The 21229-nt window shown below is 74.1% G+C and carries 17 protein-coding genes; 8 read left to right on the top strand and 9 right to left on the bottom strand.

The genetic code is table 11. From position 1 onward, the window contains the following. Positions 1-448: 448 nt before the first annotated feature. Together BSB02_RS04270 and BSB02_RS04265 are read right to left on the bottom strand one after the other, a co-directional pair. Entirely contained in the window at positions 449-736 is a 288-nt protein-coding gene (locus BSB02_RS04270) for an Lrp/AsnC family transcriptional regulator (RefSeq protein ID WP_084956926.1), read from the bottom strand. A gap of 17 nt (positions 737-753) precedes the next feature. Next, positions 754-2478, bottom strand: a complete 1725-nt coding sequence (locus BSB02_RS04265) for a DEDD exonuclease domain-containing protein (RefSeq protein ID WP_084956924.1) — start codon at positions 2476-2478, stop codon at positions 754-756. 141 nt (positions 2479-2619) lie between these two features. Between BSB02_RS04265 and BSB02_RS04260 the strand changes: the two genes are divergently transcribed. The 3 genes from BSB02_RS04260 (at position 2620) to BSB02_RS04250 (ending at position 7103) form a co-directional block, all read left to right on the top strand. Beyond that, positions 2620-4104 carry a serine/threonine-protein kinase gene (locus BSB02_RS04260; RefSeq protein ID WP_084956922.1) on the top strand — a complete coding sequence of 495 codons (1485 nt, stop codon included), beginning with the start codon at positions 2620-2622 and terminating at the stop codon, positions 4102-4104. Beyond that, positions 4094-5536: a serine/threonine-protein kinase gene (locus BSB02_RS04255; protein ID WP_084956920.1), complete on the top strand. Its 1443-nt coding sequence runs from the start codon at positions 4094-4096 to the stop codon at positions 5534-5536. The genes BSB02_RS04260 and BSB02_RS04255 overlap by 11 nt, the downstream gene beginning before the upstream one ends. Positions 5537-5603: 67 nt before the next feature. Continuing rightward, the gene (locus tag BSB02_RS04250) at positions 5604-7103 is read left to right on the top strand and encodes a hypothetical protein (protein ID WP_084956918.1); all 1500 of its coding nucleotides are present in this window, start codon (positions 5604-5606) and stop codon (positions 7101-7103) included. A gap of 21 nt (positions 7104-7124) precedes the next feature. On the opposite strand, the gene BSB02_RS04245 is transcribed toward BSB02_RS04250, so the two are convergent. The 6 genes from BSB02_RS04245 to BSB02_RS04220 all read right to left on the bottom strand — a co-directional run bounded on the left by BSB02_RS04245 (position 7125) and on the right by BSB02_RS04220 (position 13952). After that, positions 7125-10130, bottom strand: a complete 3006-nt coding sequence (locus BSB02_RS04245; protein ID WP_240506173.1) for an FtsX-like permease family protein — start codon at positions 10128-10130, stop codon at positions 7125-7127. 2 nt (positions 10131-10132) lie between these two features. Further along, a complete protein-coding gene (locus BSB02_RS04240) occupies positions 10133-10939 on the bottom strand; it encodes an ABC transporter ATP-binding protein (RefSeq protein ID WP_084956914.1) in 807 nt (268 codons plus the stop codon). Positions 10940-11057: 118 nt separating this feature from the next. After that, complete coding sequence (locus BSB02_RS04235) at positions 11058-11666, bottom strand: ATP-binding cassette domain-containing protein (protein WP_143590211.1); 609 nt, start codon at positions 11664-11666, stop codon at positions 11058-11060. Between the two features lie 137 nt (positions 11667-11803). Beyond that, positions 11804-13267 (bottom strand): PH domain-containing protein, encoded by a 1464-nt coding sequence (locus BSB02_RS04230; protein ID WP_084956912.1) that lies wholly within the window; start codon positions 13265-13267, stop codon positions 11804-11806. Further along, positions 13264-13743: a PH domain-containing protein gene (locus BSB02_RS04225; RefSeq protein ID WP_084956910.1), complete on the bottom strand. Its 480-nt coding sequence runs from the start codon at positions 13741-13743 to the stop codon at positions 13264-13266. The genes BSB02_RS04230 and BSB02_RS04225 overlap by 4 nt, the downstream gene beginning before the upstream one ends. Next, positions 13740-13952 carry a hypothetical protein gene (locus tag BSB02_RS04220; protein ID WP_084956908.1) on the bottom strand — a complete coding sequence of 71 codons (213 nt, stop codon included), beginning with the start codon at positions 13950-13952 and terminating at the stop codon, positions 13740-13742. The genes BSB02_RS04225 and BSB02_RS04220 overlap by 4 nt, the downstream gene beginning before the upstream one ends. A 111-nt stretch (positions 13953-14063) precedes the next feature. On the opposite strand from BSB02_RS04220, the gene BSB02_RS04215 reads away from it, so the two are divergent. Continuing rightward, on the top strand, positions 14064-15236 hold the full coding sequence (locus tag BSB02_RS04215; protein ID WP_240506163.1) for a sensor histidine kinase: 1173 nt from the start codon (positions 14064-14066) through the stop codon (positions 15234-15236). Then, entirely contained in the window at positions 15233-15910 is a 678-nt protein-coding gene (locus BSB02_RS04210) for a response regulator (protein ID WP_084957012.1), read from the top strand. Before BSB02_RS04215 ends, BSB02_RS04210 begins: the two co-directional genes overlap by 4 nt. 12 nt (positions 15911-15922) lie before the next feature. On the opposite strand, the gene BSB02_RS04205 is transcribed toward BSB02_RS04210, so the two are convergent. After that, complete coding sequence (locus BSB02_RS04205; RefSeq protein WP_084956906.1) at positions 15923-16978, bottom strand: phosphotransferase family protein; 1056 nt, start codon at positions 16976-16978, stop codon at positions 15923-15925. 182 nt (positions 16979-17160) lie between these two features. On the opposite strand from BSB02_RS04205, the gene BSB02_RS04200 reads away from it, so the two are divergent. The 3 genes from BSB02_RS04200 (at position 17161) to BSB02_RS04190 (ending at position 21226) form a co-directional block, all read left to right on the top strand. Beyond that, entirely contained in the window at positions 17161-18480 is a 1320-nt protein-coding gene (locus BSB02_RS04200; protein WP_084956905.1) for an NYN domain-containing protein, read from the top strand. Between the two features lie 101 nt (positions 18481-18581). Continuing rightward, positions 18582-19556 (top strand): C40 family peptidase, encoded by a 975-nt coding sequence (locus BSB02_RS04195; protein WP_084956903.1) that lies wholly within the window; start codon positions 18582-18584, stop codon positions 19554-19556. Positions 19557-19684: 128 nt separating this feature from the next. Next, a complete protein-coding gene (locus BSB02_RS04190) occupies positions 19685-21226 on the top strand; it encodes an alpha-amylase family glycosyl hydrolase (protein WP_084956900.1) in 1542 nt (513 codons plus the stop codon). Positions 21227-21229 lie beyond the last annotated feature (3 nt).

Genomic DNA, 21229 nt, shown 5'->3' with positions numbered 1-21229 from the left:
ACGGGCAGGGCATCCCGCCCAGGGGCATGCGCGGGCCGCTCGGCAAGCTCCGGGCGCGCATGTCGCGGGCCTACGGCGGGGAGAAGATCCCCCTGGATGAGGGCCACGAGCCTCACGAGGAGGAGCACGCCGCCATCGGCGCGGGCGAGGACCGCTCGATCACGCGCCACTGACCGGAGTTGAACCAACGGGCCCGGACGGAGTCCTCTCCGTCCGGGCCCGCTGCTTTTTCAGATCCTGTACGGCTAGCGCCACCTTGCGGCCACCCGCCGACGCGGGTGGCCGCCGATCCTCCCACGCCACGCGGTCGGACGTGGTCGCCCACCGTGACGACGCCTGCTTGGGCGCCTCCCGGGTCGTGTTGCGACGCCTCGCCATGGGCGGCAGACCGCACCGGCGCGACGCACGGAGTGCCGTACCGCCAGCCGGACATCGAGGGGTGAGGCGGTCAGTCGGCCTCGCTCAGGCCGATGGAGAAGGCCGCGTCCAGGTCGTGCCGCGAGTAGGCGCGGAAGGCGACGTGGGTCTCGGTGTGCAGCACGCCCGGCACCTTGTTGATGCGCCCCGGGACGACCTCGGCGATCTGCTCGTAGGCGGGCACCCGCACCATGGCGAGCAGGTCGTATTCGCCGGTGATGGAGTAGACCTCGCTGACCCCGTCGATCTCGGCGATCGTCTGGGCGATCTCCGGAATCCGGTCCACCTCGGCGTTGATGTGAACGATAGCCGTGACCATGCGTCACACGATATCGGTCACCGGAGCGGGCGGCCCTCGCGGGACGGGCGCGACTCCAGCCCGCGGTAGGCCTGCTCGATCCGCTCCCTCAGCCGCGCCGCGCCGTGGACCGGCAGCGCCCAGTCGCCCTCGACCTCCACGAGCCGCACGCCGGGGGACTCCAGCCAGCGCAGGATGCACTCGGTCTCCTCGGCGCTGGCCGCGTGGATCGGGCCGGGGCCCGGGATGACGGTCTCGGCGGCGGCGACGAGGGACTCGACGAAGGGCGTGGGGTGGGCGCCGCGGGGCAGGACGCCCGCGGCGCACAACCGGCCGTGGCGGATGACGTGGACGTCCCAGCCGCCGTCGAAGGCGGGGGAGGCGGCCACCAGGTGGGGGATGCGGGTGAGCGCCGACAGGCGCTGCATGCGCGCGGCCGTACGGATGTAGGAGGCCAGGCGGTCGCGGTCGACGGAGGCCTCCTCGTAGCGCTGCTCGACCGACAGCCGTTCCATGCGGGCCAGCACCGCGGTGTAGACCGCGCCGGCGTCGGTCAGCATGGCGCGGCGGGCCTGCTCGACGTGGACGGCGTAGTCGGCGGGGGACAGCCGCCCCTCACAGGGGGCGCCGCAGCGGCCCATCTCGTACAGCACGCAGGCCCGGCGGCCGCCGGAGGCCGACAGCCGGTCGGTGCACTGGCGCAGCGGTATGGCCTCGTGCAGGGCCGTGCGGGCGTCCTCGGCCGCCCGCTGGCTGGAGAAGGGCCCGAGGTAGGTGCCGCGGTCGTCGCGCAGCTCCCTGACGATCGACAGGCGCGGGAACGGCTCGTCGGTGAGCTTGAGCCAGACGACCTTCTCAGGGAAGCGGGAGCGGCGGTTGTAGCGCGGCTTGGCCCCGCCGATCAGACGCAGCTCGCGGACCTCGGCCTCCAGCGCGGTCGCGCACACCACGTGGCGGACCCGCTCGGCGATGCCGATCATCTCGCGGATGCGCGGCCGGGTCTCGCTGGCGGTGAAGTAGGAGCGCACGCGGTTGCGCAGGTTGCCGCTCTTGCCGATGTAGAGCACCTCGCCGCGGGCGTCCTCGAACAGGTAGACGCCGGGCGCGTGGGGCACCTGCTCGGCCAGGTAGCGCTTGCGCTGCTGCTCGGGTGTGGGGGCGCGGACGAAGGACTGCAGCTCCTCCAGCGTGTGGACCTGGAAGGAGCCGGAGCGGGCGATGAGGCCGTGGAGCACGTCGACGGTGGCGCGGGCGTCGTGGAGGGCGCGGTGGATGGGCTCGACGGGGCTGCGGAAGAACCGGGCGAGGGTGCCGAGCTTGGCGTTGGGGATCTCGTCGCGCGTCAGCACCCGGCGGGCCAGGTCGACGGTGTCGAGGACGGGGTTGCGCGGCGGCGGGTAGCCGTGGGCGGCGCAGGCGGCCTTGATGAAGCCCATGTCGAAGCCCGCGTTGTGGGCCACCAGCACGCAGCCGCTGACAAATTCGAGGAAGGCGGGCAGCACCGACTCGATGCGCGGCGCGGCGGTCACCATGGCGTCGGTGATGCCGGTCAGCACCGAGATGAACGGCGGGATGGGCCCGCCGGGGTCGACGAGCGTGGCGAACTCGCCCAGCACCTCGCCGCCGCGCACCTTCACCGCCCCGACCTCGGTGATGGCGTGCTCGGCGGGGGAGCCGCCGGTCGTCTCGAGGTCGAACACGACGAAGGTCACCTCGTGCAGCGGGGTGCCGAGCTCGTCGAGTGTGCCTTGAACCGCGTCCACGCCCCAAGACACTAGATCGGTCCACCGACAGTTAGCGGCGGGCCCCAGGACGGACCAGGACAGACCCCAAGGCGGGCCCCAGGACGGGCCCCAGAGCGGGGCCTGCCTCACAAATCCTGATCTTTCGCTACTCTCGCCTGTATGTCAGGGGGACGGCTCGCCGGTCGCTACACCCTCATCCGCCGGCTTGGCAGCGGCGGCATGGGGACCGTCTGGCACGCCCGGGACGAGATGCTCGACCGCGACGTGGCCGTCAAGGAGCTCACGCTCCCCGAGGGCATCGATCCCGCCCTGCGCCAGGAGATGCTCACCAGGGCGGTGCGCGAGGCCCAGGTGACCGGCGGCCTGCGCCACCCGGGCATCGTGGCGCTGCACGACGTCGTGGTCGAGCACGGCCGTCCCTGGCTGGTCATGGAGCTGCTGCGGGGCCGCACGCTCGGCGACGCCGTACGCCAGCACGGGCCCATGGCCCCCGAGCAGGCGGCCAGGATCGGCGCCGACGTGCTGGAGGCGCTGGCCGCCGCCCACGCCCAGGGGCTGCAGCACCGCGACGTCAAGCCGGGCAACGTCTTCCTCACCGACAGCGGCCGGGTGGTGCTGACCGACTTCGGCATCGCCCGCCAGGAGGGCCAGGCGACGCTTACCCAGGCCGGGACGATGATCGGCTCGCCGGGGTTCATCGCGCCCGAGCGGCTGGAGGGCCATCCCGGCGGCCCGGCGTCCGACCTGTGGTCCCTGGGCGCGACGCTGTTCTACGCGGTGGAGGGACGCTCGGCCTACGAGGGCGGTCCCGCCGAGCGGATCAGGGCCACGCTGAGCGCGCCACCGCCGCCGGCCAGGGGCCCGCTCGGGCCGCTCATCGCCGCCATGATGGCCCGCCACCCCGCCGCCCGGCCCGACGCGGCCACCGCCATCCACGCGCTGCGCCAGCTGGCCGCCGGGCAGGCCGTCCACGTGTCCGAGGCCACCGTGCCCAGCAGGCGGCCACGCCGTACCAAACTGGTGGTCGCGCTGGTGTGCGCGGCGGCGCTGCTGGTCGCCGGAAGCGTGACGGCCCTGACCCTGACCGGCCGGACGCCGGCCAAGCCCACGGCGTACACGGTGCCCTTCGACGTGTGCGGCCTGCTCACCGGCGAGCAGACCGCGCAGCTGCTGGGCACCAGCAGGACGGTCAAGCCGCTGCCCGGCAACGGCGAGGAGGGCCCGCTGTGCGGCTGGGCGCTGCCCCAGATCGGCGTCCAGGTGCAGGTCCAGAAGGACTCCGACGCTCCGCACCCGTGGGCCATGACCGCGCAGCGGGCCAGGTCGCTGCTGATCAGCCAGGCGCGTGACGCGGAGCGCATGGAGGAGACGACCTGGGGCTGGCCCGAGATCGGGGTGAAGGGCGTCAAGGCCAAGCGCACGCCCGTGCGCTGGTTCAAGGGGCTGGGCGAGGAGGCGTTCGCGTTCGAGCTCGCCGGGCCCGACGGGCGGGTCCACACCGCCGTCGTCTTCTTCCGTGCCGCCAACCTCGTCTTCAGGGTCGACCACACCACGCTGCTGGAGCGGGCCACCGACGAGACCGTCAAGCAGACCGGCCTGCGGGCCGCCACGCTCGTGGAGGAGGCGCTGACCCGTGTCCGGTGAGGCGGCCGCCCACGTCCTGGCGGGCCGCTACGCGCTGATCGAGCCGCTCGGCCAGGGCGGCGCCGGGACGGTGTGGCGGGCGCGCGACCAGGTGCTCGGCCGCCAGGTCGCCGTCAAGCAGATCCGCATGCCCCAGGACCCGGCCCAGCGGGAGGAGTTCACGCGGCGGGCCATCCACGAGGCGCGCTCGGCCGGGCGGCTGCGCGACCCGGCCATCGTGCTCGTCCACGACGTGGTGCTCGACCACGGCCAGCCGTGGATCGTCATGGACCTGGCCACCGGCCGCTCCCTCGACAAGGTCATCAAGGAGAGCGGCCCGCTGCCGCCCGGCCAGGTCGCCCGCATCGGCCTGCAGGTGCTGTCGGCCCTGCGCGTCGCGCACGCCCACGGCATCCTCCACCAGGACGTCAAGCCGGCCAACATCCTGCTGGAGCGCGACGGCGGCGCCATGCTCACCGACTTCGGCATCGCCACTCCCATGGACGCCCGCGGCGACGCCCTCAGCAGCGCCGGCTCGCCCGCCTACATGGCGCCCGAGCGCTTCAACGGCCTGCCCGCCGGGCCGGCGTCCGACCTGTGGTCGCTGGGCGCGAGCCTGTACACGGCCGTGCAGGGCGTCGCGCCGTTCGAGCGCCCGCTGCCCGCCGCCGTGGCCGCCGCCGTCCTCATGCAGGACCCGCCGTTCCCGGACAGGGCGGGCCGCGAGCTCGGCACGCTCATCATGGACCTGCTGGCCAAGGACCCCGCCCGGCGCCCCACCGCGGAGGAGGTGCAGGCCCGGCTCATGGGCGCCCCTGCGCCGCGTCCAGGGCCGCGTCCGGAACCGGGGCCCGCGCCGCGCCCGGCACGGCGTCGCCGGCTGCTGCTGGCCGTGCCCGCCGTGGCCGTGCTGGGCGCGGCCGTGTGGTACGGCTCGGCCGTCCTGGCCCAGGGGCCCGAGACGGGCAGGTACGCCACGGCGCCCGACCCCTGCCGCCTGCTGTCGGACGAGCAGGCCGGGCAGCTGCTGGGCGGCAAGGTCACGCACGATAGGCCCAAGGCCGACGAGTGCCGCTGGCAGCTGCGCCGGGGCTCGCGCGTCCCCCGCGAGCTGACGGTGCGGGTGTGGCCGCAGCAGCCACAGGGCGAGGCCGGCGGGCCGCAGATCGCGGCCAGGCTTTACGCCGCCCAGCGGACCGCCCGCGCCGCCAACCAGGGCACCTCGGGCAACAAGGTCACCTCGGCGGTGCAGGACGTGCCAGGCGTGGGCGAGGCGGCGTTCGTCCAGGACGTCTACAGCACCTTCAACTGGCGCGGCTTCAGCACCGTGCTGTTCCGCGCGAGCAACCTGCTGGGGGAGGTGGCGCTCGGCGTCAACGAGGAGCACGGCGTCACACAGGCCGACCGCCGGACCGCGATCAAAGCCGCGCAGGCCGTATCAAAGCGGCTTTAAGCCATCTGTAAGGGCGCTTTACTAGCATGAGGCACCTTCCCGTCAGGGCAACCCCAGGAGTCCGACGTTGACCGAGCCCCCGACCAACCCCTTCCGCATGCCCGAAAGGCCGATCGGCCAGCCGCCCGCCGGACCCCCGACACAGCCCCACAGGCACCGCCGCGGCTGGGTCCTGCCCGTGGTGGCGGTGGCCGTCGTGGTCCTGCTGGCCGGCGGCGTCGGCGGCTACCTGTGGTACGGCAAGCGGTCGGCGACGACGGCCGAGCCGAACGAGCCGAAGAGGTCCTTCGAGCCCGCGCAGCCCGCCAGCGAGCCGGTGGCCAAGACGCCGCCGGACGTGTGCTCGATGATCCCCAAGGCCGAGGCCGACCGCCTGGTGCCCGAGGCCACGGTCGCGGCCACCTCGCGGGAGAGCGAGTACACGGTCACCTTCCAGTGCACCTGGGACAACCAGCGCATCGACCACGGCGAGTACTGGCGGCAGCGCACCGTCGAGGTCAAGGTCGACCAGTACAAGCCCGACGGCGCCCGCACGGGCCGGGCCATGGCCCAGAACTCCTACGACCTCGACTACGGCCAGGCCAAGTACAGCGAGACCTACAAGCCCACGCCCTCGCCCGGCGAGAAGGACTACACCTCCCAGGTCAGGGACATCCCCGGCGTCGGCGACGGCGCCTTCGCCCAGTACTTCTGGCGCCGCTCGGGCAAGCTGCTGTGGTACTCCTGGGGCGAGGCCAAGGCCCGCGTCGACGACATGACCATCGAGGTGAAGTTCCAGGCCAGCCAGCAGCGCAAGGACGCGGCGATACTGAACAACGAGTCGACCCAGTCCATCACCGAGGAGAACGCGCTGCGCGAGGTGAGCGGCCTGGTCGCGCACGTGGCCCGCGGCGTGGCGCAGTGGAAGGCCCAGAACCCGGGCGTGCTGGCCAAGCCGCGGCCGGGCGTGACGCTCTCGCCCTCCGCCCGGCCCAGCCCGTCGCAGTCCACGCTGGCCGCGATGCCGACGGCCTGCCAGGCGATCGGCGAGGTGGCCACCTCGCTGGTGCCCGGCGCCACGACCCGCACCCGGGCGGCGGAGGAGGGCAACGACAGCCAGACCGAGTGCCGCTGGCTCAACCTGAACCTGCCCGACGGCAAGGGCAAGAAGATCCGCAGCGTCCTCATCACGATGCACCGCTTCGCCAACCGCGCCGGCCTGGCCGACCCCACCTCCGCCAAGGGCTACTACACCGAGCAGTACGGCGGGGCCAAGCGGATGCAGGACTTCGAGCCGGGCGACGTGTCCTGGGACGAGCCGGTGACGCTCGACGGCCTGGGCGAGGCGGCGTTCATGCAGTACATCGCCTACCGCAGGAGCACGGTGTTCAACGGGTCGACGACGGTGACGATCCGCCAGGGCGCGCTGGTGGTCGAGGTCTCCTACGCCGGCAGCAGCGTGCCGGCGGGCGAGGGCACCAACAGCCCCAAGGTCAAGCTGATGGACCGCCGCGAGGCCGACGAGGGCGCGCAGAAGGTCGCCAGGGCGTTCATGAAGGCCCTGGCCGGCGACCCCGGCGGCAGCTAGACAGTTAGACAGTCCCGTGCGTCAGGCGCGCAGCTCCTCCACCCGGACGCCGCGCAGCAGCACCTCGCTGACCACGGCCGTGGCCAGCAGGCTCACCAGCGCGGTCACGCCGGCCAGCAGCGCCACCGCCGCCGGCGCGACCTCGAAGGGCAGCGGCGGGCTGGCCGGCGGCTCGGCGAACTGCGGGATGCGCTCCAGCGCGGCGCGCGCCGCCAGCAGCCCGGCGGCCAGGCCCGTCAGCAGGCCCGCGCAGACGGTCACGACCTGCTCCAGCAGGAGCGCGGCGCGCAGGGCACCGCGGCGCGCCCCGGAGGCCTCCAGGGCGGCCAGCTCGTGGCGGCGCCTGCGCGCGGCCGTGTAAAGGGCCAGGACCGTGCGCCCGAGTGCCAGCGCGGCCGCGGCGATGGCCGAGGCCAGGAGCAGCAGCAGCGCCAGGCCCGGCCCCTCACCGGCGAAGCGGGCCTCCAGGTCGGCCACGTGCCGGATGGACACCACGGTGAGGCCCTGGGCGCGCAGCGCGTCGGCGACCGCCGCCGCCTTGCCCGCGGCCGTCCACACCTCGAAGCGGGCCTCCTCCGCGACGCCGAAGGAGACGCGGTCGGCCTGCTCCAGGTCGACGATCACCCCGGTGTCCGACAGCCCGGGCGCGGCCGTGGTGCGGGCGACGGCGGCGGTGCGGGCCGCGTGCAGCCTGTCCAGCCCCGGCATCTCGCGGTCGCCCACCGGGCCGAGCTGGATCGCCGGGATCTTCGCGGGCGTGAGGACCAGCCGCATGCCGCCCGCCACCAGCGGCCCGACCGGCATGGACAGCCCGTCGGGGCCGGCGTGGCCGTCGCCCTCCCAGCGCCGCCGGTCGGTGAGCGCCGCGTCCACCGGCCGCCAGCGCCCGCCGGAGCGGACCTCGACGGCCTTGACCGTCGGATGGATGGTCGGGATGGCGAAGGGGTCCTCGTCCGGGGACTGCGGGGCGTGGACCTCGGTCCTGATCGACCGCAGCTCGCAGGGCTCCTTGGCGCACTCGGGAGGCAGGGGCCAGGCGTGGGCGCCGCCTGTGCCGGCGAGCCGGGCGACCGCGAGCTGCGCCGGGCCCACCCTGCCGGGCACCCGGACGACGGCGAAGAGCCGTACCTGCCAGCCCTCGGGCACCGGCTCGTGCGAGATCCGCAGCCGGATCCGGTCGCCGGACAGCGGCACGCGGGGCAGGTCGGGGCCGCTCAGCCGGGAGGTCGCGTCGGCCAGCCGTACGCCGCCCGCCCGGTCGGGACGCCAGTGGCCGACCCGCGCGAGCCGGGCCGGGTCGGTGGCGATCATGGAGACCGTGCCGGGGACCCGGACGACGGGCGCGGCGGCGCCGCCCGCCGGGTCGGCCGCCCGCACCGCCTCCGCCAGCCGGCGCGGGCTGACCGGCCCGACCTCGATGGCGCCGGGCGCGCCCAGGTGGAAGCGGGCGGTCTCGGCGTAGTTGCCGATCGTCGCGGTCCAGGCGCACACCGCGAACGTGGCCAGCCCGAAGGCCGTGCCCAGCACGATCACGCTGCCCGCCGCGACCGGCCCCCGCGCGACCTGCCGCAACGCCAGGAAGGGGCCCAGCCCGCCACGCCGCCGGGTCAGGCCGAACAGCAGCCGGACGAGCGGCGGCAGCAGGCGCCGGGCCAGCAGCGCCAGGGCCAGGGCGATGAGAGCAGGAACGGCCAGCGCGCCGGTCCGCTGCGCGGAGGCGTCGGTGATCACGCCGGTGCCCAGCAGCTCCAGCAGGCCGAGCCCGGCCACGGCCAGGACCACGGCGTCGACCACCCAGCTCTGCCTGGCCCGGCGGGGCGTGCGCCGCCACTCCTCGGTGACCGGGCGGCGCGCCGTCCGCCAGGCGGCGACCACGGCCGCCGGCAGCCCGCCCGCCAGCGCGGCGGCCCCCGCCAGCGCCGCGCCGGGCGTCAGGCCCACCGGGACGCCGGGCAGCAGGGCGGCCACGATCGCCTCGCCCGCGGCCCGCCCGGCCAGCACGCCGAGGGGATAGGCCGCCGCGAGCAGGACGAGCGGCTCGGTCAGCATGAACAGCCACACGCGCAGCCGCCCGTAGCCGCGCAGCCGGGCCAGCGCGGTCTCCGGCGACCGGGCCCTGACCAGGTCGCCCACGGTCTGGAACAGCAGCAGCCAGCCCAGACCCACCAGCTGGCCGATCACCAGGTAGGTCGGCACGGCCAGCGTGCCGGTCTGGCGGCCGATGTCGCGCAGCGGGCCGTCGATCCAGCTGAAGACCGCCACGCCGCTCTGCTGGCCCATGTCGACGGCGGTGGCCTGCATGGCGGCCAGCCGCTGCACGTCCGAGCCGGTCATCCTGGCCGGGTCGACGTAGACGATGCCGTAGTCGGCCCAGCCGGGCGCCTGGTCGCCGGCGTACAGGACGCCGGTGATGACGACCGCGTCACGGGTCTCCCGGGCCGTGAAGAACGGCTCGGCGCGCTTGTCCGTGCCCTGCGCCTCGGCGGCGAACAGGCTGCGGCCGAACCAGAACGGGTCGGCCGCCGAGACCGGCCGGTACAGGCCCACCACGCGCAGCGGGACGGGCTTGTACCCGGTGTCGCCGGGGCTGGAGGCGACGACGCTGGTCAACGCCACGCGCGCGCCCACGCGGTAGCCCGCGTCCTCGCTCACCATGATCTCGCGGGCGGCGCTCGGGCAGCGGCCGCGCACGATCCGGACGTGCTCGCACTGGCCCTCCTGCCACATCAGCGGCACGATCACGTCGCTGTGGACGATCGGGCTGTCGACCTCCATGCCGAAGACCGGCTCGGTCAGGAAGCGCGCTCCGGCGGTGAACGCGGCCAGCTCGCGCCGGATGTCGCGGTCGCCCTTGACGGTGTAGCGCCAGCCCTTGGCCTCGACCGGCGCCCGGGACAGGACGGTCCTGACGATGGTGGTGCGGGAGGCGTCGGCGTACAGCGGGCCGACCACCGCCGAGGCCACCGGGACGATCGCGATGACGAGGACGACCAGGGCCGGCGTCCGCCGCTCCCACAGCCCGCGCATGATCACGGTTCGGCCCTCCTGACCGCCACGCCGTCCTCGAGCGGCTCGATCCTGGCCCGCGAGCCGGGCGGCAGCAGATGGTGGTACTCCGGCGGGATCTGGACGGTCCCCTCGCGGCCGACCACGACGAACTCCTCGCCGCGCAGGCCCTCCGCGCCCACCCGGCCGTCCCTGATGGTCACCGTACGGCCCAGCGCCTCGCTCACCGCCACGTCGTGGGTCACCACCACCGCCGTGGTGCCCTCCTCGCGGGCCGCCTGCCGGATCAGCTCGATCACGGCCTGGGCGTTGGCGGCGTCCAGCTGGCTGGTCGGCTCGTCGGCCAGCAGCAGGCGGGGCCGGTTGGCCAGCGCCACGGCCATGGCCAGGCGCTGCTGCTCGCCGCCGGACATGCGCCCCGCCACGGTCCGGGCGGCCAGGCCCACGCGGTCCAGCAACTCGCGCGCCCGCCGCCGGTCGCGGCGGGCGCCGCGCTGGGCGAAGGCGACGTTCTGCCCGGCGTCGAGGTAGGGCAGGAGGTTGCGGGAGGGGTTCTGCAGCAGCACGCCCAGCTGGGTGGCGCGCAGCCGGTCCAGCCCTCGCTGGTCGAGCGCGGCCAGGTCGGCGCCGGCCACGCGCACCCGGCCCGCGCTGGGCCGCAGCAGCCCGGCCAGCAGCCACAGCAGCGTGGTCTTGCCCGCCCCCGACGGCCCCAGCAGCGCCACCGTCTCGCCCTCGTCGACCACCAGGTCGACGTCGCGCAGGGCGACGACCTCGACGTCCTGCGCCTTGTAGATCTGCACGACCCCCTCGCACCGCACGGCGTTCATGGCCTCACTCCGTTCGGCGGCTCCGGGCGCCCACAGACCCGCTCTTCCCTCGTCGTGGCTCGGGCGCCGGAGCGCCCGAGCCCCTCCTCAGTCCAGAGCGGGTCGCGCCCTTCGCGGCTCATGGCCGGAGCTCCACGATGCGGTCGCACAGCTTGGCGACGTCCGGGTCGTGGGTGGCCACGATCAGCGTGGCGGCCACGCCCATCAGCTCCTCCAGCACGATCTCGCGGTGACCGGGGTCCTGCTCGGCCGTGGGCTCGTCGGCCAGCAGCACCTCCGGCCGCAGCGCGAGGGCCCTGGCCACGGCCACCCGCTGCTGCTGGCCCCCGGACAGCTCCTCGACCAGGTGATCGGCGAAGGCGTCCACCTTCAGGCGCCTGAGGACGGCGGCGGCGCGCCCCATGGCCTCGGCCGGGGAGCACCCGGCGGCGCGCAGGGCGACCTCGACGTTCTCGGCGGCGGTCAGCAGCGACAGCAGGCCGTAGGACTGGAACACCAGCGCGACCCGGTCGCGGCGCTCGCCCACGGGCCCCCCGCCCACGAGCACGCGCCCGGCGGCGGGCGGCAGCAACCCGGCCAGCGTCGTCAGCAGGGTCGTCTTGCCGCTCCCGGACGGCCCCATGAGGGCCACCCGCTCGCCCGGCGCCACCTCCAGGGAGAAGGCGACGATGATGTCTCGCCCGCCCACGCGGCAGGCCAGGGCGTCACACGACAGGGCTGGGGGCACGCGCCGATCGTCGGCGCGCGCCCGCCCCGTCCGCAACGACCGCCCCCAAAGCGTTGCCGGGCCGTTGCGGGAACCACCGGGAAACGCGGAGAACCGCCGCCGGCGTGATCTTCCACGGGCCCGGTGTGATCCATCCGTTATCGCGTCGTGAGGAAGGGGCCGAGCAGACCTGGTACGGCTCGCGCCGCCAGCTCGAGCCCCTCCTCCGCGCCGACGTCCACCACGTCGTAGTGCCCGGCCCCGGCGGCGGTGGTCGCGGTGACGGTGATGAGGCCGAGCCGCCGCTGGAAGGGCGACTGGGTGACCGTCCAGCCGATGACGCCGTCGCGGTCCAGCGCCACGGTGCGGCGGGCGGCCACGCCGTACCGGGTCACGAGGTGGCGCTCGCCCAGCCCGTGCGCGAGGGCGCGGTACTCGGCCAGCGCGTACCCCAGCGAGAACGGCACGTCCAGGGCGGCGACCAGCCAGATCCAGGACGGCAGCCACAGCAGGTCCAGCGCCGCGGCGACGGCGGCCACCACGGCGATCTCGGCCGGCGCCCGCCGCAGCCGCCTGGCCCTGGCGGCGGCGGGACGGGGCCGCAGGGCGGGCAGCGGGGCGCCGCAGATCCGTTCGGCGACCTCGACGGCGAGCTCGCGCGGCATGGGCGGCGTCAGGGCGGAGACGTCGTCGACGTCCTCGTCGTCCTTCTTGCGCAGCCCGGTGGCGACGGCCTTGACCCGTGCCCCGCCGCCCAGCCGCAGCAGCAGGCCCTCGACGAGCTCCACCCCCCGCAGCCGCCGCTCGGCCAGCGTCAGGGAGCGCGTGGTGAGCAGGCCCCTGGTGAGGCGCAGCCGTCCGGGCTCGCGCTCCAGCCGGTAGCGCCCCCAGTACTCGGCGAACACCGCCACCGCGCCGACGAGCCCGACCAGCACGTTGAGTCCCAGCAGCAGGGGCACCGCCTGCCAGGGCCGCTCGGTGATCCACTCCCACAGGGCGTCGGCGAGGCCGTTCTTGACGGGGTTGAGCCCGAGGGCGTCCAGCGGCTTGTAGGCTGCGCCGGCCACCAGCGCGCCGCCCGCGACCGTCCACACGGTGAGCGGCGCGTAGCGCAGCCAGGCCCAGTCGAGCTCCGCCAGGCTGCCCTCGGGCGGCTGCCCGCCGGCCAGGCTCAGCAGGGTACGGCGCAGCTTCTCGGCGTCCTGCCTGGCCAGCGGGTCCAGGGTGAGCTCGTCGTGCTCGCCGGAGGCGTGCTCCCCGGTGCCGACCTTCACCGCGGCCAGGCCGAACAGGCGCAGCACCGGGTCGGCCTTGAGGTCGACGCTGCGGATCCGCTCGCGCGGCACGGAACGGTGCTTGCGATGGAGGATGCCCGAGCGCAGCTCCAGCCGCTCGCCGGTCAGGCGCCAGCGCGTGGCGCGCAGCCAGAGGACGTCCAGCACGAGCGCGCCGGCGACGACCAGCACGGCCGCCGCGGCGCAGGCGGCGACGACCCCCTCGACCGGCCAGTCCAGGCCGGAGGCCACGCGCGCCACCACGACGCCCGCCGGCGCCGCGATGCCCGCCGACTTCACCGCCGTGACGCCCAGGCTGCGCCTGCTCAGGGTCTGCCACGACGTCATGTGGCATCACCCGGCGTGGCGTGGGTGATCGCCGTGAGCTTGTCCGCCAGCTCGGCCGCGAGCCCGTGGTCCAGCGCCTCGATCATGACGGCGCCCTGCGCCGAGGCGGTGGTCACCTTGACGTTGGCCAGGCCGAAGGCGCGCTGCAGCGGCCCCTGCTCGGTGTCGACGGTCTGGACGCGCGACATGGGGGCCACGCGCCAGGTGTGCCACAGCCAGCCCTTGCGGGTGTAGACGGCCTGGTCGGTCACCTCCCAGCGCTGGAAGCGGTACTGCGCCCTCGGGGCGACCACGGCCGCCACCAGGACGAGGGCCGTCAGGGCGCCGCCCGCGGCGGCCGGCCACCACGGGTCCAGCAGCACCCACAGCGCCCCCGCCACGACCGCCAGGACGGCCGCGAAGACCAGCCACTGGAGCGTCCACCACCACACGGCGCGGGGGTCGGGCCGGTGGCGCGGCGGGCGGAGAGCGGTCACTTCCCACGCTCCGCGCCGGACCTGGCCAACGCGCCCAGCGCCAGCCCGAGGACGCCCACGACGATCCCGGCGTAGACCTCATACCCCTCCAGGAACGGCAGGCGGTTCACCAGGAACCAGCTCCCGCCCTCGCCCCAGACGTTGTCGACGACCGCGCCCACGCCCTGGACCAGGCACAGCAGCGCGGCGAGCCACAGGAAGATCCGCATGCCACCAGCCTCGCGCGGCCAGGGTCCCGGCGGCGACGCACTCCGGTCGAGCACGGCACCGACTTTGGTCGACTGTTTCCCGCCCTCGTCCAGGCTCTAGCCTCGGGAAACGTGAGGGAGTATCGGTGGGCGCTGCCTTCGGTCCTGCTCGGCGACGGCCAGGAGGGCCGCCCCGTCAAGCGGTCCATGCGGGACTGGGTGGTCGACACGGTCATGTTCCTGCTGGCGGCCGGGCTCGCCCTGGTCACCATCCCGGAGGTGAGCCACCTGCCGGAGGAACGGCTGCTGGCCGAGCAGGTGGTGGGGGCGCTCAGCTGCGCCGCCCTGTGGCTGCGGCGGCGCTGGCCGGTGGCGCTCAGCGGGGTGCTGACCACGGTGTCGTCGTACTTCGTGCTCGCGGGAGGCGCGTCGGTGGTGGCGCTGTTCACCGCCACCGTGCACCGGCCGGTCAAGGTGTCGGCATGGCTGCTCGCCTACAACCTGGTGTCGGTGATCCCCTACGCGATCATCCATCCCGACAAGGACCTGAAGTTCGAAGGCACGATCGTGCTGGGCGTGGTGATCGCGCTGCTGTTCTACACGTGGGGCATCCTGGTGCGGCAGACCAGGCAGCAGCTCATGCGGTCCCTGCGCCGCGAGGCCGACGAGGCCGCCCAGCAGGCCAGACGGTTGGAACGTGAGCGCATCGCCCGCGAGATGCACGACGTGCTGGCCCACCGGCTGTCCATCCTCAGCCTGCACGCCGGGGCGCTGGAGTTCCGCCCAGACGCGCCGCCCGCGGAGATCGCGCGCGCGGCGGCGGCCATCCGGGACAGCGCCCACCGGGCGCTGCAGGACCTGCGGGAGGTGATCGGCCTGCTGCGGCGCCCCGAGGACACGCAGGCCACGCCGGAACGGCCCCAGCCCACCCTGGACGACGTGGCGGGCCTGGTGGAGGAGTGCCGCCAGGCGGGCATGGACGTACGGCTGGCGCTGGAGGCCTCCTCGGTGCCGGAGGGGCTCGGCCGCAGCGTCTACCGGATCGTGCAGGAGGCCCTCACCAACGCGCGCAAGCACGCCCCGGGAGCGCCGGTCACCGTGGAGATCGCCGGCGGGCCCGGAGAGGGGTTGACCGTCCGGGTGCGCAACCCGGTGCCGGCCCGGGTCGGCCGCGGCCTGCCCGGCTCCGGCTCGGGACTGATCGGCCTGACCGAGCGCGCCGAGCTGCTCGGCGGGCGGCTCACCCACGGGCACACGGCCCGCGGCGACTTCCTCCTGGAGGCATGGCTACCGTGGAGCGCATGATCCGCCTGCTCATCGTCGACGACGACGCCCTCGTCCGCGCCGGACTGTCCATGATCCTCTCCGGGGCGGAGGACATCGAGATCGTCGGCGAGGCCGGCGACGGGTCCGAGGTCCCCAAGCTCGTGGCCGCGCACCGGCCCGACGTCGTGCTCATGGACATCCGCATGCCGACCGTCGACGGGCTGACCGCCACCGAGGCGCTGCGCGCCGGGGCCAGCCCGCCCGAGGTGATCGTGCTCACCACCTTCCACGCCGACGCGCAGGTCCTGCGCGCCCTGCGGGCGGGCGCGGCGGGGTTCCTGCTCAAGGACATCCCGCCGCGTGACCTGGTGGAGGCCGTGCGCCGGGTGGCCGCGGGGGAGCCGATCCTGTCACCCCAGGTGACGCGGCAGCTCATCGCCCACGTCGCCGACGGCGCCGCCGCCGACCGGCGCGCCCGCGCCCGCGCGCTGCTGGACCGGCTGAGCGAGCGCGAGCGCGAGGTGGCCATGGCCGTGGGGCAGGGCAAGTCCAACGCGGAGATCGGAAGAGAGCTGTACATGAGCGTGGCGACGGTGAAGGCACACGTGTCGCGCATCCTCACCAAGCTGGGGCTCAACAACCGGGTCCAGATCGCGCTGCTGGTCTACGACAGCGTCTACGACGGCGGTGTCCACGACGGCACGGAGGGATGAGGCGGGGCGGCGCTACCCGGCGAGCAGCTCCTCGATGGCCGCCCGGTGCATGACGAGGTCGTCGGGGTCGTCCGGCATGGGCTGTTCGCCGAAGTGGATGCGCCGGTGCCAGACCCTCGCCATGATGACGCCGTGGCGGAGGGCGGCATACATCTCGTAGAAGCCCATGTCACGAGGCTCATAACCGGAAATCTGGTGATATGTCCGGCAGACGTCCTCGCGCCGCATGAACTCCGGCAACCCGGGCAGCCCCAGCGCCACGGCGATGTCCTGGAAGAACCGGTGCAGGAAGACCATCCACCCCAGGTCGACCTCCCGCGGACCGAGGGCGGCCATCTCCCAGTCCAGCACCGCCACCGGCGCGAAGTCCCGGTAGATCACGTTCCCGATGCGCGCGTCCCCCCAGTTGAGCACGTCCGGGCCCGGCTCGGCCGGCCAGTGCGCCTCCAGCCACGCGAAGGCCCGCTCCAGCACCGGGATCCGCAGGGACCCGTGCGCCCACTCGTAGTACTCCCGCGCGGCGTCCACGTGGGCCCGCAGCCCGCCGGGCCCCAGACACGCCAGCGCCTCGTGCCGGGGGTCGGCCGAATGCAGCGCCGCCAGCACGCCGACCGTCGCGTCCTGCAGCCGCCGCCGGTCCGCCGGCGCCGCCTCCAGCAGCCAGCCCTCCATCGTGTACGGCATGACGTCCGGGGGCACCAGGCCGTCCACGCGCTCCATGACGATGAAGGGCGCCCCGAGGAAGGCGTCGTCCGGCTCGTACCACAGCGCCCTCGGCGCCGGGACGTGCCGGCTCGCCACCCGCATGACCGCGAACTGCGCGCCCAGGTCGTAGCTCGGGAAGACCGGGACCGCCTCCCGGGCCGGGGCCAGGCGCGCCACGCACCGTCGCGTCGCGCCCGGCCAGGCGGCCGTGAAGAACAGCGTCTCGCTCGACATCCCGTTGCCGCCGGGCCGTTCGAGCTCCGAGACCGTCACCGGGACGCCCATGCGGCCGGCCAGCCAGCCGCGCAGGCGGTCGTGGAGATCGGCCAGATCCCGCGTGGAGGTGCGCATCTGCTCGGACATGGACCAGTCCTACATACCAACCAAGCGCTTGTCCAGACACGTGGCGACTCCCTGGTGCGCAAGGATCGGCCGTACGGCGGGGCCTTCGCGCACGAGGGCCGACCGGCCCACGCGGGCGGCAGCCGTACCCTTGAGGTCAGGAACGGTAAGAAGCATGACCAGCAGGCGACGGAGGCAGCAGGATGAGCTCAGCCGGAGAAGGCCTGTCTCGTCCGCTTCCCGAGCAAGTACGACTCAACGTCGTCGACCTGGCCGCCCAGGTGCTCGGGTCGCTGCCCGCTGCCTCGGTGCCGCCGCCGCTGCGCGGCATCGCCAAGTTCGACCCGCGCAAGCGCGCCAAGCTCGGCGCCGCGCCCATCGCGGCGCAGCTGGAGAGCGACAAGGAGTTCCGCGAGCTGGTCGCCGAGGCGGTGGAGAAGGGCTGGCCCGAGCTGGCCGCCAGCCTCGCCGACGGCGCCGTGCCGCCCGCGGCCGACCCGGTGCTGGTGGCCGCCGCGGCCTACCTCATCAGACCGCCGGGCTGGCAGGACATGATCGAGGCGGCCCGCGGGGAGATCGAGCGGGCCGCCGCCGTCGCCGAGGGCTCGGCGCAGGAGCAGACCGTGGCCCGGCTGCGCGAGCAGCTCGCGGCGCAGAAGAGCGCCGCCAAGGAGGAGGCCGACCGGCTGCGCGAGCAGCTCAAGGCGGCCCGCGCGGAGAACTCCGACCTGCGGCGCAAGCTCCACGACGCCCGCGAGCGGCTCAAAGCCGCCGAGCGGCGCACCGCCGAGCTGGAGCAGGAGGTCCACGAGGCCAGGGCGGCCGCCGCCAGCGCGGGCGCCACCGGGGAGGCCGAGCTGCGCCGGCTGCGCGAGCGCCTGGCCGATGTGGAAAAGCAGCTCGAAGCCTCGCGGCGGGCGGCCCGCGAGGGCCGCAGCATCGAGGAGGCGCGCATCCGGGTGCTGCTCGACGCGCTCCAGGACGCCTCGGCCGGGCTGCGCCGCGAGCTGGCGCTGCCCACCACGATCCACCGGCCCGCCGACTCCGTCGCGGCCGTCACCCCGGGCGCGCCCGGCATGCGCGTGCCCGCCCGCGCCCTGGCCGACGACGACCCGCAGCTGCTCGACCAGCTGCTCGCCGTCCCGCAGGTGCACCTGGTCATCGACGGCTACAACGTGACCAAGACCGGGTACGGCACGCTCACGCTGGCCGACCAGCGCTCGCGCCTCATGACCGCGCTGGCCGGGCTGGTGGCGCAGACCCGCGTCGAGGTGACCGTGGTCTTCGACGGCGCCGAGCTCAACGCGCCGGTCCAGGTCAACGCCCCGCGCGGGGTCCGCGTGCTGTTCAGCCCGCCAGGCGAGAGCGCCGACGACCTGATCAGGCAGCTGGTCCGCGCCGAGCCGCCCGGCCGGGCCGTCGCCGTGGTGTCCTCCGACCGCGAGGTCGCCGACTCGGTGCGGAAGATGGGTGCCAGACCGGTTCCGTCTGCCTTGCTGCTGCGCAGGCTCGGCCGCGCCTAGGGTGCGGGACGGGCGAATGCATCGAAACCGTCAACTTGGCTTAGTCACACCTTTAACTTCTGTACTATTTCGCCCCAGGTGATTCACTGGGAGGCGACGCTGTGAGGCTTGGCCGCGGACCCCTGGCCGCCACACTCGCGATCGGGGCTCTGCTCGCGCACCCCGGAGGTGCGCTCGCGGACCCGAAGCCCACGATCAAGCAGGCCAAGGCCAGGCTGGAGAAGCTGAACGACAAGGCCGACAAGATCGTCGACCGCTACAACACCGCCAACGAGGAGTACAAGAAGTACAGGAACCTCTACGGCAAGCTCAACCAGCGCTACCAGGCCAAGCTCGCCGGCGTCTCGGACCTGCGCGGCCAGGTCGTCTCCATGGCGGTGGACCGCTACCGGGCGGGCGCCGACATCGTCTCCTGGCCCGCCCTCGTGGCCGACACCGACCCCTCCTCGCTGCTGTCCAGGCTCGCCCTGGCCGACCAGATCGCAGCCGAGCGGGCCCAGCGCCTGGCGCGCTTCGTCGAGGAGAACAAGGGGCTGGCCGCCCAGCGCGACGAGGCCCAGGCGGCGCTGAAGGCCGCCAACGCGCACCGCGACGCCGTGGCGCGGGAGAAGGCGGAGATCGAAAAGCTGATCAAGCAGCAGAAGGCGCTGCTCGTCCGGCTCGGCGCCTACCGCACGGGCAATCCCGACAGCACGGGCATCAAGTACACCGGTCCCGCCACCGGCAACGCCGCGGCCGCGCTGTCCTTCGCCTTCGCCCAGGTCGGCAAGCCGTACCGGTACGGCGGCACGGGCCCGGACGGCTGGGACTGCTCCGGCCTGACCCAGGCCGCCTGGCGGGCGGGCGGCGTGGAGCTGCCGCGCACCACCTGGCAGCAGTGGAGCTGGGGCGCCGACCGCAAGGTGTCGCTGGACGACCTGCAGCCGGGCGACCTGATCTTCAGCGAGGGGCTGGGGCACGTCAGCCTGTACGCGGGCGACGGGAAGATCGTCCACGCGCCGCAGACGGGTGACGTGGTCAAGGTCGTCAGCCTGTCGGACTACGGTCGGCCGCTCATGGGGGCCGTGCGCCCGTAGCGGCACGCTCGGGCCCGGTCTCGTCTGGGCCATCTTGTGGGTGCCGTCTTATGGATCCCGTCTTATGGATGGTGCCTTTGCCGGCACCGGCTTGCGCGTTACGGCCGGAAATAATCCACAATTTCCCCATGCGCCGCGATATCACCACCGACTGGCTCGCCCACGCCGTTGTCTACCAGGTCTACCCGCAGAGCTTCGCCGACGGCAACGGCGACGGCATCGGCGACCTGCGTGGCCTGGAGGAACGCCTGGAGTACCTGTCCTGGCTCGGCGTCGACACCGTGTGGATCACCCCCTGCTTCGCCTCCCCGATGCGCGACGCGGGCTACGACGTCAGCGACTACTACCGCATCGATCCCCGGTACGGCACGCGCGACGACCTAGCCTCCCTGGTGGAGGCGGCCGGGCGGCGCGGCATCCGCATCCTCCTCGACCTCGTCGCCGGGCACACCTCCGACCGGCATCCCTGGTTCCTCGCCTCGGCCGACGACCCCGGCGACCACCGCTACATCTGGTCCGACCAGATGGTGGAGGGCTTCGTCCCCTCGCCCGGCGCCCGGCCGGGCTCCTACCGGCCCAACTTCTTCCCCTTCCAGCCGGCGCTCAACTACGGCTACGCGCGCCCGTCCGCCGACGAGCCCTGGCGGCAACCCGTCGACGCCGAGGGGCCGCAGCAGAACCGGCGGGCGCTGCGCGACATCATGGACTACTGGCTGCGCCAGGGCGTGGCCGGCTTCCGCGTCGACATGGCCTCCTCGCTGGTGAAGGACGATCCCGGGCACGTCGAGACAGCCAAACTGTGGCGGGAGCTGCGCGGGTGGCTGGACCGGGAGCACCCCGGGGCGGTCCTGCTGAGCGAGTGGGGCGACCCCAAGACCGCCGTGCCCGGCGGCTTCCACGCCGACTTCTTCCTGCACTTCTCGGGGCTGGCCTTCCGGTCGCTGTGGGACAACGGGACCGTGGCCACCACGTGGACGCCCGTCGAGGCGTGCTTCTTCGACCCGTCCGGAGCCGGATCCCCGGCGGACTTCCTGGCCGAGTGGAAGGAGGCCAAGGACGCCATCGCGGGGACCGGGCACATCGCGCTGCCCACCTCCAACCACGACTGGCCGCGCCTGGCCTGCGGCGCGCGCACCGGCGAGCAGCTGCGTGCGGCCTTCGCCTTCCTGCTGACGTGGCCGACGCTGCCGGCGATCTACTACGGGGACGAGATCGGCATGCGGTACATCCCTGATCTGCCCGACGTCGAGGGCAGCCTGCTGGCCGAGGGCTACAACCGGGCGGGCTCCCGTACCCCCATGCAGTGGGACAAGTCCGACCCGCAGATCACCTACCTGCCGGCCGACCCCGACCCGGAGCGGCCCAACGTGGCCGACCAGCGCGCCGACCCCGGCTCGCTGCTGTCGCTGGTGCGCTCGCTGATCGAGCTGCGCCGGACGCATCCGGACCTGGGGACCGGGGGAGAGGTGGAGGTGCTCAACGCGGGATATCCGTTCGTGTACCGCAGGGGCTCCTTCCTGGTGGCCGTCAACCCGGGCGCGGCTCCGGCGGCGGCCTCGGCGCCGGGGGACGGGGGTGAGCTGGTGATGGGCGGCGGCGTCGAGTGGTCGGGCGAGCGGCTCCGCCTGGAGGGCTTCGGCTACGGGATCTACCGCATGGCGTCCTCCTGACCG

Source organism: Thermoactinospora rubra (genome assembly GCF_002093975.1).
Lineage (GTDB): Bacteria > Actinomycetota > Actinomycetes > Streptosporangiales > Streptosporangiaceae > Nonomuraea > Nonomuraea rubra_A.
This window is presented reverse-complemented; position numbering and strand designations above follow the sequence as displayed.

What these genes read in the sequence shown, in the direction of transcription:
- BSB02_RS04270 (WP_084956926.1), bottom strand. Translation starts at nt 736, where the DNA reads ATGGTCACGGCTATCGTTCACATCAACGCCGAGGTGGACCGGATTCCG.
- BSB02_RS04260 (WP_084956922.1), top strand. Translation starts at nt 2,620, where the DNA reads ATGTCAGGGGGACGGCTCGCCGGTCGCTACACCCTCATCCGCCGGCTT.
- BSB02_RS04245 (WP_240506173.1), bottom strand. Translation starts at nt 10,130, where the DNA reads ATGCGCGGGCTGTGGGAGCGGCGGACGCCGGCCCTGGTCGTCCTCGTC.
- BSB02_RS04240 (WP_084956914.1), bottom strand. Translation starts at nt 10,939, where the DNA reads ATGAACGCCGTGCGGTGCGAGGGGGTCGTGCAGATCTACAAGGCGCAG.
- BSB02_RS04230 (WP_084956912.1), bottom strand. Translation starts at nt 13,267, where the DNA reads ATGACGTCGTGGCAGACCCTGAGCAGGCGCAGCCTGGGCGTCACGGCG.
- BSB02_RS04220 (WP_084956908.1), bottom strand. Translation starts at nt 13,952, where the DNA reads ATGCGGATCTTCCTGTGGCTCGCCGCGCTGCTGTGCCTGGTCCAGGGC.
- BSB02_RS04210 (WP_084957012.1), top strand. Translation starts at nt 15,233, where the DNA reads ATGATCCGCCTGCTCATCGTCGACGACGACGCCCTCGTCCGCGCCGGA.
- BSB02_RS04205 (WP_084956906.1), bottom strand. Translation starts at nt 16,978, where the DNA reads ATGTCCGAGCAGATGCGCACCTCCACGCGGGATCTGGCCGATCTCCAC.
- BSB02_RS04200 (WP_084956905.1), top strand. Translation starts at nt 17,161, where the DNA reads ATGAGCTCAGCCGGAGAAGGCCTGTCTCGTCCGCTTCCCGAGCAAGTA.
- BSB02_RS04190 (WP_084956900.1), top strand. Translation starts at nt 19,685, where the DNA reads ATGCGCCGCGATATCACCACCGACTGGCTCGCCCACGCCGTTGTCTAC.